Raw genomic sequence first — 12,750 nt, forward strand, 5'->3', positions numbered from 1 at the left:
ATGTCTGAGAGCTGCTTTATACAGGGTATATTTATTTTTCCTGATAAAAGAAAATTCCCACATGTTTGAAATCGCTGAAGCATTGATTAGAAAAGTTGAAAAAGGAATATCGTTACGGGAAATAACAAGTGATATTCAGAACCTGATCGCTATGGCTGGAAATCTTTATGGAGCGAAAATTAATGGTGTGGTTTTAGACTATGCTCTTGAAAATGAGATGATGAAGTACAACGACAATGTGTGTCGGCTATTGGCTGGGGAACGTAAATTTTTATACTGTTGTTATAGAAGTGTTTTAACAGGAAAATTTGACAGATTTCAAAAAAATATATTCTATGCGTACTTAATTATGCGCACAGATTTCAGAGGTGAATTGATCCAGAGCAATAAAAAGATTGGATTTGGTAATTTTTCAGATTATCAGGACCGAAAAGAGTTTTTTATTGACGGACATAAGCCATATGAAGACGAATTAGTGCGATTAGCGCTGAATGAATCTTTAACGAAGAAAAATATGATTTCATTGGAGGCGAGAATTTGTCCAAAAAATACTTCTGCCAAGTTGATTAAAAATCTGAAAAAATATGAGTGCATTGTAAAGTCAGAATCAGTAAATGATGGATATGATAAGCTAATTTATGTTTTGCATTTTCCTAAAATGTTTGATGATTCATTTAAGGATGGAGTACCGAGAAATAACAATGTACGCAAAATGGCAGCACGCCAGGCCAGAAGTATAGTGGCAATGTTAGACAAAAATGGAGAGATTAATCAACATATCAAGGGAATTGATGCATGCGCCAGCGAAATTGCATGTCGCCCGGAAGCATTTGGGCAGGTATACCGCTATTTGACAGCAAAAAGAGTGAAGGTCGAAAATGCTTCTCGTTTTTATAACTGTGAGGATGTACAAAATCTTCAGATGACCTATCATGTTGGTGAGGATTTCTTTGATATTACAGATGGCTTACGGGCGATTGATGAGGTTTTGCTGTTTTGCAATTATCGAAGAGGCAGCAGGTTAGGTCATGCATTGGCTCTTGGAATATCTCCTGAAAAATACTATGCAATGAAGGGATATAAAGTTGTTCTTTCAAAACAAATTCTTTTGGACGATATTGTCTGGCTGTATTGCAGGTCTGGTGAATTAGGCTGTTCGTTAGACGAAAAATTAAAAACGAATTTGATTGAGAAATATACATCATTGTATAAGGAAATTTATGAGAACAACGTTGGAAATGGTCCCTGTCCATCCATACATGAATACTATCAAAGCTGGAAATTGAGGGGAGATAATCCTCAGTGCTATAGATTAGAAGAAAAGGAATTTAATGCAGCTTTGGAAAAAATGGAATTGATCTATTTCGACAGATTTCGTTTCAACCCGCGAGTGGATAATGACCTCAGAAGAAATAAGCGATATAGGGATTTGTACTATTACTATCATTTTAATAAAAAGGTTCGGGAAAAAGGCAATGAAATAACCGAATTTAAGGTTACGAAAGAGTATATTAAATTAGTCCGTACCATGCAGGATAAAATGATCGCTGAACTTGCCTGCAAGGGAATTGGCATTGAAACAAATCCCTCTTCGAATTATTTAATTGGAACAATAAAGAAATACGAAGAGCATCCGATTTTAAGGTTTAATTCACGAAAGCTAAAAGATACGAACACTGGTGAAAATCTCTGTGTATCAATAAACACCGACGACCAGGGGGTATTTGACACTCTGTTGGAAAATGAATATGCCTTGATGACTCTGGCATTAAAGAAAGCAACAGATGACGATATGAATGCTTTGTATGATATTGAGGATATTTATGAGTGGATTGATTATGTGAGAAAAATGGGAATCAATCAGGTGTTCTCGTAGTGGTAATACAATTTGATAATTTTCGAAAAGAGATGTCTGGAAAATGGAGGGCATCTCTTTTTGATAAAAGTGTTTCAGATATTTTGGAACCTACGCTATTTTTGTGAGTTTTGTTATTTTTCACCGTATATATTTATAGATAAGTATTTGTTTTGGGGGAATAGTGGAGAAAATGAAAGAACAAAGAGGAGAATGGATAAATGAAAAAGAACAATAGTCTTTTAGCTGCATTATCCGCGCTCAAAGTAGTAACCCAAACTCTTTTTAAAAAGATGCCGGTTCTGTTTTTAGTTGTAGTTTATTTGGTTGATTTAGGTATTCGCGGTTATTTGGCTGCTGGATTTTCAACTACATACTTGTTGGGAATGTTAATCCTTACACTATCCATCGGAATATATGTTAGCACCAGGAGTTTTTCAGAAACAACGCTTAGCTTTGTACTGGGGATGTTAACTATTTATTCTATTGATTGGAAAAAAGAAAATATTTCTTTGTTTATAATTTTGTATTTGGCGTATATTGTTGTAACGTTTTGTATTTCATCTGTTAGGTTAGCTGCAAAACAGGAAAGCATTTTAACACAGGCTGCCTGCAAATTAGATATAAGTAACTATAAAGCGGTTTATAATCGGTTAAAAGTTATTTCCGAAAAATCTACAAAATACAGTCAATTATCCATACTGGGAAAAAGTGAAATTATTCGTTACTTAGCGTTCCGTCAGGTTAATATTGATGAATATGAAGATGCAATCAATATAATAGAGTTAATTAAAAGTGTATGTCAGGCAGAAATAACGCCCTGCTGTGAGATATATTATGGCTTCTATACTTACTGCCGTAATCAATCTCCAACATCTTCGGGCATCGCAAAAAAAGTGGAGAGAATGTTCGATAAGGTAACCACACTTACTATTTCTTATTCGGAATTCTTTGAAATTTTCGCACAAACTAAGCGCATATTAGTTGAGGAAAAGCTGACGTTTGATAAGTATTTGCTTGAAATCAGTTTGATGTCATTAAAAGGATATAGTAGCACAGATATAAGTGAAATAATGAGAGAAAATTATCTGAAATGAATAATGTGCCTAAAAGAATAGGAGCTTCCTGTATACTTTAAAGAGTAAAAGGAATTGACTAAAAAGAATACCTCAAGTAAATTTAGATTATTACTGACCGGCCAGTTAGTAAAAATCTAAAGTACAAGAGGTATCTGAAATGAATGTTAAAACAAATAAGACAAAAAAGCAAGCAAATGTAGAAAATCAGGCAGTTAATCTTTTATCAAAAGAAGAACTCTGCAAGCGGATTGAAGATGTTGAAAAAGAATTAAAATCGTATACCTGGAGAGAACTGGAAACAAACGGTAAATTTGCAAAAAATGATAAACTTTCCTTTATCAAGGATGACATGCTTATAGTTGGATGCGATATAGGCAGTGAAACTCATTATATAAGAGCAATCGACATCCGAGGAAGGGAATTAAGCAGAAAAAAGACTATGATCCGCAAAAAATGTTAAAGGACATCAAACGGCCAAAAGCTGCATTAGCCGCAAAAGCAGCATAAAGAGCAAAAACAGTGAATACTTCCAGAACTCTGTCGAGTCTGTGATAATCCGAATTGGAGACTGGACAGGGTTCTGGAACAGAAACCCGTAAACGATGAGGTCTGAAACGGACCACATCAGCCAAAAGACTAACAGGAATCTGTAATGGTATAGCGTCCACTGAGTAAATCAGTACCATAATAGATGAATGCAGGTCAGTAACAATCGAACAGAAAAAAACAAGAGCTGTAGCCGGCATCGGTGTTTACCATGGGGCATGGACCCTGTTTAGGAGCTTGGCTGGCACTCAGTGTATGGTAGATGGGACGAAGGAAGTTGGGACATGATCCCTTTAGGCACGGAAGGTTCATCATCATAGTTGATCAGAGGGAAAATAGCCTTTATAAAGCAAACAAAAGGGATGCTTTTAAAACTATATCCATTTATCAGCTATTCGGTACATGATACTACGATATCCATCACTCCCGGCTCTGTTTTTGAGGTAAATAAAAATCGTCAAAGCCTATAAAATCAATAAATTTAGGCTTGACAGAATAGGAAGAAAAACATGGAGTATATATACGGAAATGCTGATAAGTATAAAACTCGTATAATGGAAGAATATGCGAGGGCTTTTTATAGGGAAATGCAATTTATAGATCCTATATCCAAAAGTATAAAAGGTTTTTTTCGGATTCTTAGATGCTGCGATGATAAGGTAATATGTTATCGGCATATAGATGAAAGCTTAAAAGAAGACTTAGAAAATATGAATAACGGTTGTTCAAAAATGACCCTGGGAAAAAATTGGTTTATTTCTGCGATAAAGCATGATAAATTTGAAAATAGTTATACGTTTGCTCTGTATAATGGCAGTGCAGAAATTATGACGATGAAGGAATACATTTGTTATCAAGTGAATTACTTTTTTGAAAGTCTTCTGGGGTTAGCAGAAAAAAAGAATGGCGATGTTGAAATTTCTATAAGGAATATGATATATGAAAATGCAATTGCGTTTGTGGATAGAAAAATTAATAACACTATAAATATGGCAATGGGCCCGCGCGTAATGTTGGCTGAAAATATTTCGAAAATATCTTATTTGCATTATGAAGGGAATAAAGTAAATAAGAAATATATAGTTTGGGGGATAAAAAAAGAAGATTGTGATATAATTTTTTCAAATGATATTATGTTTAACGATGAAACTAAACTAAACCATGATAAGCAGATAAGAAAGTTATTAGAGATTACATATAAAGATAAAAATAACGGGCTTTATCTTGGATGTTGTGGAAATAAAGTAGAAGGGTATATATCATCAGAAAATCTTAAAGGAGAATTGTATCTAGTAGAATTTAATGGCACTGGTAAATGGTCTTTTGGCTTCCAAGGAAGTGAAAAAAATAAAATAATTTTTGAGGATAAAAAAGTTAAACTTTTTAAAGATGACGATAAAGTAACTTTCTATTTGGCTTATAAAAAAATATTTGAAGAAGATACAAATATAGACTATGTATGGAAGATTGTAGAAAGTGCAAGAAGGCAGAAACATGGAACGATGTTGCTCTTTACAGAAAATGCATTGAGTGAATCAGAAAGATTACGTGAGGCGGGATATCAAGTTTCTGTGAAGGAAATGGTGAGTTGATGAAAAATTGAATTATATAAAAGAAGCGGAACGTATGAATAGTAGCCAAATTACCAAAAGTGAAATGGCGGATGTATTTGAATTAAGTGAACAGCAGGTAAATGATATAGCAACTGCTGCATAAAGGATGATAAAATGAAAAATATAGAAAGTGTTTTAAAGTTAAATAAGATAGTTTTTGATAAAATTGAGTTTAATAGATTAGGATTTAAAAATGATAAAGAACTTGAATTTGAAATCCAATCTAACATATCACAAAGATCAGAAACGGAAATTTATAAGGTGACTTTGGTTCTAAAGGGAAAAAAACCAGAAGAATATACTTTGGAGATTAGTTTGTCTGGATTTTTTAGCGTAGAATCAGAAAATGAGTTAACAGATGCGTTGAAAAATTCACTTGTTGTAAAAAATAGTGTAGCGATTATGATGCCCTATTTAAGAAGCCAGGTTTCATTAGTGACTGCGCAGCCGGAAGTAGAATGTGTTGTGCTGCCTGCTTTTAACATTAATAAGATGTTGGATAATGAGTAAGTTTTTGATTTTTTTGGATAATCAAAGTTCTTGAGGGGTTGCCAAACTTATTGAGTAAGTGCTTAAATTTGGGGTAGCTTTACCGCGTCTGTTTTAGAACTCATAATGATAGTAAATGGATTTTTACTACACTCCGCTTGATAGGAGATAGAAATTTACTGGTACTGGAAAAGACCTGACCTTATGAATCAATATAAACAAAACTTAGTGAATTCATAAACACGCATAAAATTATTGAGACCAAAAAGTTTTCATGGTATCATTATTAATAGAAAATAATGATACTGTGAAAACTTTTTTATATAGGAGCGTATGCGAGATGGGAAGATTTGTGAATCCGGACAACAGTGCTTTTCAGGTTGCATTGAATTCCAGAATTTATGTGGATAAAACTGGTATGATCGAATATATGAATCACGTTCTGGATACTACAGATGCGTATATTTGCAACAGTCGCCCCAGGAGATTTGGGAAATCCTATGCGGCGAATATGCTTGCAGCATATTACAGTAAGGGCGCAGATTCTGAGCAGATGTTTTCCGGTCTCTCAATCGGGAAAACACAGAAAAAGTATCTTAACAAATATGATGTAATTCACATTGATGTTCAGTGGTTTCTGGCAAATTGTGAAGATAAGAACAAAGTGGTACAGTTTATTACAAAAAGCGTACTGGATGAACTGCGTGAAATTTATCCAGAGTGTTTGATTCTCCAAGACGGTTCTTTGTCCGATGCTCTTTCAAGAGTTAAGAATCAAACAGGACAGAAATTTGTCATTATTATTGATGAATGGGATGTTTTGATTCGTATAGCATAAACAATGAGCATTGGGGTCAGACCCCATAAAGCGGTTAAATATATTCAACTTGCATATCTTACTGGCATTCTTCCAATTAAAAAGGAAAAAACTCAGTCGGCATTAAATAATTTTGATGAGTTTACAATGCTGAGCGCAAGCAATCTGGCTCCGTATATTGGTTTTACAGAAGCTGAAGTGAAAAAGCTGTCAGAAAAATATCAGCAGGACTTTGCTGAAGTGAAGCGATGGTACGATGGCTATCTTCTGAAGGATTACCAGGTTTATAATCCCAGAGCCGTTGTCAGCGTAATGCTAAGGGGGGAATTCAGGAGTTACTGGTCAGAAACAGCATCCTATGATGTGATTGTGCCTTTGATTAACATGAACTATGATGGGCTGAAAACAGCTGTTATTGAGATGCTTTCCGGAGCCGAAGTCAAGGTGAATGTGGCAGCTTTTCAAAATGATACGGAAGATATTAAAAGTAAAGATGATGTATTGACTTATATGATCCATTTAGGATACCTTGGTTATAATGAGATCAGGAAGACTGCTTTTGTACCAAATGAGGAGATACGGCAGGAGTTGACGACTGCTGTTGAGAGTAAAAAGTGGAATGAAATGCTGATATTGCAGCTGAATTCGGAAAATCTGCTGGATGCTACATTGGATATGGATGGTGTGGCGGTTGCAGAAGAGATTGAAAAAATCCATAACGAGCATGTGTCAGTAATTCAGTATAATAATGAGAATTCCTTGAGCAGTGTGCTTACAATTGCCTACTTAAGCGCAATGCAATACTATTTTAAGCCAATCCGTGAATTTTCTACAGGACGGGGATTTGCTGACTTTGTATTTATCCCAAAGCCAGAGTACAAAAATGATTATCCGGCATTGCTTGTGGAATTGAAGTGGAACCAGAATGCGCAGACTGCATTAACACAAATTAAGACTAAAAAGTATCCTTCTTCGATACTGAATTACACAGGCGATATTCTTCTTGTTGGAATCAATTATGATAAAAAAAGTAAGGAACACCAGTGCTTGATTGAGAAGTATGTGAAGGGTGAAAATAGAGGAACAGGCGTTGTATGATGCATATGTGGAAAGCAAATGTCCGTTGGATGAAATCATTGACTTGATTCAGAATGCTGATGAATGGATATAAGCTGGATTTAGTTGTAAAATTTCTGGAAGTTCACATGTAAGTTTTTGAAAATGTGAATTTCCAGAAAAAGTTCACATTTTATAATTGACTTTTTCAAAATGTAGTGTATAATTAAACTTGTAATAACAAGTAATTATAACCAAGCCGGGGTTAGAAAATGTCAGAGAATATTTCAAAATATGAAATAATTAAAAATAAAATTGAAGAACAGATCAGCCAGGGAATTTATAAGGAGAATGATAAGATCCCTAGTGAGAATGAATTGTGCCGGGCTTTTGCCAGCAGTAGAATTACAGTACGTAAGGCTTTGGATGAGCTGGTTACTACTGGAGTGCTGTACAGACAGCAAGGTATAGGCACTTTTGTAAAGCCAAAAACAGTCGAGGCATCCGCAGACGTAGATAAGGTTTTACTTATATTACCTAATTATCCGGAACTGTTCGCTGCTGGAATTGTTTCTGACATGCTATCTGGCATACAGAAATCTCTCAGGGAAACACAGTACACGCTGGTAACACTGATGGAACCAAGAAATGAAGCGGATATTGAGAAATTCCTGCAAAGCATAAAGACAATACGACCAAATGGAATCATATACAGCTTTTATTACGGAGATTCAATGATCGTAGATGAATTAAAGAAACTTGAGGTTCCTATTGTTTTTCTTGATGCAGAACCGAAGGATAATGAATTTGATATTGTTACAGGTGAGGATTTTGAGAGTGCATATCGTGTTACTCAACTTGCAATCATGAGTGGAATGAAGAATGTGGGATTCTATTCATCCTGGAATCAGGACTTTTCTACATGCTCTGCCAGGAAGAATGGTATAAAGAAAGCCTTGGAGGATTCAAGAATTCCTATCCGTGAGGGACAGCTTTTACTTAGAAATACAGAATCTGAATTTCATGAAAGTGTAACAAAATATGACATCGTTACAGATATAAAGGAATATCTGCAGAAAAATGACTATCTGGATGTTCTGATCGTAATGAATGATACTGTTGCATTTGCAGCATATAAGGCTGCCAGTGAACTGAGAAAGGATATACCAGATGATCTGAAATTGATCAGTTACGGAAACTACAACTGGAGCAGCTTTCCGACAATTGGTCTTACCACATTCGAACAGCACTTTTTCAAATATGGAAAAGAAGCTGTGAAATTATTATTGAAGCGTATGAGTGGAACTTCTTCCATGATACAGCAAAGAAGAATTATCAAGTACGACCTGCAACGCAGGAAATCATTCTAGGACAAAGATGGCATAATAGGAGTTATGCCATTTTTAAAAAACTAACTTGTCATATCAAGTAATGTCGTGACAAGGAAAAATAAAATACATGTATTGAAAAGGAGGGTAGAATTTACATATTGGGGTAAAAGTAAAACAGTATTGTGTAGCATATAAACTTAAGAAAAATGTTTAGGAGGAAAAGAAATGAAAAAAATTACATCTATCGTATTGAGCGTATCTATGGCGGCAGGAGCATTAGGAATGAATACAGCAGTTGTTCATGCAGAAGAAAGTGCAAAAAAGGTAGCTTATATTTCGGCTGCTAATCAGTTTGATTTCTTTGTATACATTGGTGCAGAAATCAAGAAAGTGGGAGAAGAAAACGGTGTACAGGTTGATATGTTTGATGCTGCTCTGGATGTAAGCAAAGAAGCTGATCTTATGAGTCAGGCAATTTTGCAGAAATATGATGCAATTATTGTAGGACCTGTAGACACACAGGCACTGATACCGTCAATTAAAGAAGCAAATGAAGCTGGAATACCTGTAATTAACTATGACTCTTTCATTGAAGGTGCAGAAGTTTATGCCCGCGTTGGAAGTGGAAATAAAGATATGGGTAAAACTGCCGGCGAATATGCTGCTGATATGCTGAAAGAAAAATATGGAGAAGTAAAAGGTAATGTAATTGTACTTAGTTATCCGGCTCTGGAAACAATGAATCAGAGAAATGAAGGCTTCATTGAAGCTTTGAAAGAGTATCCGGATGTAACAATTAAAGAAGAGACGGTAGAAGAGTGTACAGCTGAAGGTGGTCAGAAATTAACAGATAACCTTCTGATCGCAAACCCGGAAGGCACTCTGGATATTATCTATGGCAGTAACGCTGGTGTTGCACTTGGAGCACTTGCTTCTGTAAGCTCTGCAGGCAGAGAGGATATTGCTTTAGTTGGAATCGATAACGAAGAAGGTCAGTTAAACGCACTGAAGGATGGCCGCTATTATAAGGCAACTGTTGCGCAGGATTCCTATTCAATCGGAGAAGAAGCTATGAATGCTGCCCTCTCCGCAATTGATGGAAAAAAGACTGGTGATGTAGTAGTACCTGGAATCCTTGTAACAGCAGACAACGTTGAGGAATATCTGACAGATGATCAGGCGAAGAAAGACGAATTAGAAGAGTACAAATAATACTTACGTGAAAGAAAGGTTTGAGGTATATGGACAAAACAATTATCAGATTGGACAATATTGCAAAATCTTTCGGAAATGTGCGAGTAATACATCATATCAGCTTTTCTATCGAAGCTGGTAAGGTATATGCTCTTGCCGGTGAAAATGGTGCCGGCAAGAGCACTCTTTGCAATATTATATCTGGAAGTCTTAAACCTGATGAAGGCACTATTTCTTACGGTGATAAAGAATATAGCAGTTTTACCATTCAGCAGGCAAAAGAAATTGGAATTAAAATGGTTCATCAGGAGCTGCAGATTCTTCCATTAATGAATGTAGAAGAAAATATTTTTATTGGAGAAGAAAGCTCCAGACGCGGTTTTGTAAATAAAAAAGAAATGCGGAAGAGAAGCCTGGAATTGCTGGAAATGGTTGGATTAAATGCACAACCAGAGACAAAGGTTGCAGAGATTGAAATTGCAGGCAGACAGCTCCTTGAGATAGCACGGGCAATCAATCACAATGCCAGGATCATTATTCTGGACGAGCCTACTTCATCTTTGTCTCAGGCCGAAATCCGTAAGTTTTTTACAATTATAAAAAAATTGAAAGAGCAGGGCGTATCCTTTATTTTTATATCCCATCGTTTGGAAGAGGTCTTTGAACTTGCTGATAAGATCATAGTTCTGAAAGATGGAGAAAAAGTTGCGGAACTGAACACAGAAGAAACAAATGAAAAAGAAGTAATCCGTTTGATGGTGGGAAGAGAATATTCGGATTTTTACCAGAGGGAACGAAAGTGTCATGGCGATGTGTGTCTGGAATTGAAAGATATTTCCGGAGTAAAAGAGGGAATGCTGAACAATGCATATATCCCCCAGCACGTGTCGCTTAAAGTAGAAGAAGGCGAAGTATTAGGGATTGCTGGCCTGGTTGGAGCTGGAAGAACAGAGCTTGTTCGAATGATATTTGGAGAAATGCCAATTGGAAGCGGAGAAATTTTTGTTCAGGGGGAAAAAGTACAGATAAAAAGTAGTCGTGATGCTATAAAATTGGGAATGGCATGGGTAACAGAAGACAGAAAGCAGGAAGGCTTGATTCTGGAGGATACTTTAGTTAGAAATCTGAGTTTGCCAACAGTACATAAGCATAGAAAAGCTGGAATTATTGATGATAATTTTTTGACAAAAATGTCGGAGAAATATATTCAAAAGCTAAAAGTAAAGACCACAGGCGGGCTGCAGAAGGCAAAGAATCTATCTGGAGGAAATCAACAGAAGATAGTTCTCGGAAAGTGGTTATCCACAAATCCTAAAATTTTAATTCTTGATGAACCGACCAGAGGAATTGATGTAGGTGCAAAAGCTGAGATCTATAAGCTGATCAATGAGCTTACTGCGCAGGGAATGGCAATTGTTCTGATCTCGTCAGAGCTTCCAGAAGTAATGGGTATGAGTGACCGGCTTTTAATAATGTATGAAGGCAGAGTGACCGGACAATTATTAAAGGAAGAATATACGGAAGAACGAGTTATGGAGTACGCGACAGGAAGGAAGGTTCACAATGAATGACAAAAAACTCATGATAAAGTCAAAGGGAATTTTAAATCAGATTGGCTTATTGGGTGTGATTGCAGTATTATGTATTATTTTTACATGCTTGAATAGCACTTTTATTGCAGCAGCCAATTTGATGAATATTGTAAGGCAGTCCGCTGTTATGATCATCGTGGCAATGGGAGTTACCTTTGTTATGATTTCAGGTGAGCTGGATCTTTCAATCGGCGGGGTTGCCTGTTTAACCGGTATGGTTGTATCAAAATTGCTGACAACAGGTGTTTCCATTCCGGTGGCAATTCTTATTGGTCTTTTACTTGGAGCCTTATTGGGATTATTTAATGGAATATTGACTACAAAATTCAATTTACCATCTATGATCGTTACACTGGCAACTATGAATCTGGCAAATGGAAGTGCAAGCCTGATCACTGGAGGAACAGCTATATACAATTTGCCTCAGGAATTTGAATTCTTAGGACGTGGCTTTATCTTCGGTATACCGGCCCAGGTCGTTTTTATGGTGATACTGGTAATTATCTGCGGTATTGTATTATCAAAAACCTTGATCGGAAGATATGCACTTGCTATTGGAGGAAATGCTGATGTAGCGAAGCTGGCAGGAATTTCTGTTATTAAATACAAGCTTCTGTATTTTGTATTCTGCAGCTTATGCGCAAGCTTTGCCGGAATGATCCTGACCAGCCGGCTGGCAACAGGTCAGCCGAATCTGGCGTCAAATATGATGATGGATACGTTAACTGCAGTTGTGCTTGGAGGAACTGCAATGTCAGGAGGAGAGGGAAGTATTGCAGGAAGCGTTATGGGAGCACTTCTTCTTACCATTATTTCCAATGGTCTTACCATAAATGGTGTTAATTCTTTCTGGCAGATGATTATTTCAGCATTGATCCTGATCGCAACAATTATTGCGAGACGTAAAAAGGATTAATATATCGAACGAAAACTGAGAAGAAAGGAAGGTATTTATTATGAAGTTTGAACCAACTGCTGAATCTATTTCTAAACACGAGGTACCACAGTGGTATAATGACGCAAAATTTGGTATATTTATTCACTGGTCACTTTTTTCTGTTCCCGCATGGGCACCAGTAGAAGGAAAAAATCTGGCAGAGCTGTCAGAGTCCGATGATGGATTTGGAAATTCTATGAGAAATTCACCCTATGCGGAGTGGTATCTGAATACATCAAGA

Annotated in this window: 11 protein-coding genes and 1 pseudogene; all 12 read left to right on the forward strand. The window is 36.3% G+C overall.

The features are described 5' to 3' along the window. A partial coding sequence (locus AB5642_RS11335; RefSeq protein ID WP_368371624.1) for a hypothetical protein occupies positions 1–1,876 on the forward strand: 1,876 nt, incomplete at its 5' end. 200 nt (positions 1,877–2,076) lie between these two features. Beyond that, positions 2,077–2,952 (forward strand): hypothetical protein, encoded by an 876-nt coding sequence (locus tag AB5642_RS11340; RefSeq protein ID WP_173718826.1) that lies wholly within the window; start codon positions 2,077–2,079, stop codon positions 2,950–2,952. A 139-nt stretch (positions 2,953–3,091) separates the two neighbouring features. Further along, positions 3,092–3,394: a hypothetical protein gene (locus AB5642_RS11345; RefSeq protein WP_173718827.1), complete on the forward strand. Its 303-nt coding sequence runs from the start codon at positions 3,092–3,094 to the stop codon at positions 3,392–3,394. 595 nt (positions 3,395–3,989) lie between these two features. After that, entirely contained in the window at positions 3,990–5,072 is a 1,083-nt protein-coding gene (locus AB5642_RS11350) for a hypothetical protein (RefSeq protein ID WP_368371625.1), read from the forward strand. A gap of 135 nt (positions 5,073–5,207) precedes the next feature. Beyond that, on the forward strand, positions 5,208–5,603 hold the full coding sequence (locus tag AB5642_RS11355) for a protein-export chaperone SecB (protein WP_173718832.1): 396 nt from the start codon (positions 5,208–5,210) through the stop codon (positions 5,601–5,603). 319 nt (positions 5,604–5,922) lie between these two features. Next, positions 5,923–6,702, forward strand: a pseudogene (locus tag AB5642_RS11360) (AAA family ATPase); the annotation flags it as partial. A gap of 372 nt (positions 6,703–7,074) precedes the next feature. Beyond that, on the forward strand, positions 7,075–7,497 hold the full coding sequence (locus tag AB5642_RS11365; protein WP_330590262.1) for a PD-(D/E)XK nuclease domain-containing protein: 423 nt from the start codon (positions 7,075–7,077) through the stop codon (positions 7,495–7,497). A gap of 230 nt (positions 7,498–7,727) precedes the next feature. Further along, positions 7,728–8,825, forward strand: a complete 1,098-nt coding sequence (locus tag AB5642_RS11370) for a GntR family transcriptional regulator (RefSeq protein WP_173718833.1) — start codon at positions 7,728–7,730, stop codon at positions 8,823–8,825. Between the two features lie 186 nt (positions 8,826–9,011). Then, on the forward strand, positions 9,012–9,998 hold the full coding sequence (locus tag AB5642_RS11375; protein ID WP_173719259.1) for a sugar ABC transporter substrate-binding protein: 987 nt from the start codon (positions 9,012–9,014) through the stop codon (positions 9,996–9,998). 29 nt (positions 9,999–10,027) lie between these two features. Continuing rightward, entirely contained in the window at positions 10,028–11,551 is a 1,524-nt protein-coding gene (locus AB5642_RS11380; RefSeq protein WP_173719260.1) for a sugar ABC transporter ATP-binding protein, read from the forward strand. After that, the gene (locus AB5642_RS11385) at positions 11,544–12,488 is read left to right on the forward strand and encodes an ABC transporter permease (protein WP_173719261.1); all 945 of its coding nucleotides are present in this window, start codon (positions 11,544–11,546) and stop codon (positions 12,486–12,488) included. Before AB5642_RS11380 ends, AB5642_RS11385 begins: the two co-directional genes overlap by 8 nt. Positions 12,489–12,528: 40 nt before the next feature. Beyond that, on the forward strand, positions 12,529–12,750 hold a 222-nt coding region (locus tag AB5642_RS11390), incomplete at its 3' end, for an alpha-L-fucosidase (protein ID WP_368371626.1).

It is taken from the genome of Ruminococcus sp. 1001136sp1_2201st1_G3_2201SCRN_220225 (assembly GCF_040924365.1).
GTDB lineage: Bacteria > Bacillota > Clostridia > Lachnospirales > Lachnospiraceae > Blautia_A > Blautia_A faecis.

Bases quoted from the DNA above. Each gene is read 5' to 3' on its own strand.
- AB5642_RS11340 (WP_173718826.1), top strand. From the start codon at position 2,077: ATGAAAAAGAACAATAGTCTTTTAGCTGCATTATCCGCGCTCAAAGTA.
- AB5642_RS11345 (WP_173718827.1), top strand. From the start codon at position 3,092: ATGAATGTTAAAACAAATAAGACAAAAAAGCAAGCAAATGTAGAAAAT.
- AB5642_RS11350 (WP_368371625.1), top strand. From the start codon at position 3,990: ATGGAGTATATATACGGAAATGCTGATAAGTATAAAACTCGTATAATG.
- AB5642_RS11355 (WP_173718832.1), top strand. From the start codon at position 5,208: ATGAAAAATATAGAAAGTGTTTTAAAGTTAAATAAGATAGTTTTTGAT.
- AB5642_RS11365 (WP_330590262.1), top strand. From the start codon at position 7,075: ATGGATGGTGTGGCGGTTGCAGAAGAGATTGAAAAAATCCATAACGAG.
- AB5642_RS11370 (WP_173718833.1), top strand. From the start codon at position 7,728: ATGTCAGAGAATATTTCAAAATATGAAATAATTAAAAATAAAATTGAA.
- AB5642_RS11375 (WP_173719259.1), top strand. From the start codon at position 9,012: ATGAAAAAAATTACATCTATCGTATTGAGCGTATCTATGGCGGCAGGA.
- AB5642_RS11380 (WP_173719260.1), top strand. From the start codon at position 10,028: ATGGACAAAACAATTATCAGATTGGACAATATTGCAAAATCTTTCGGA.
- AB5642_RS11385 (WP_173719261.1), top strand. From the start codon at position 11,544: ATGAATGACAAAAAACTCATGATAAAGTCAAAGGGAATTTTAAATCAG.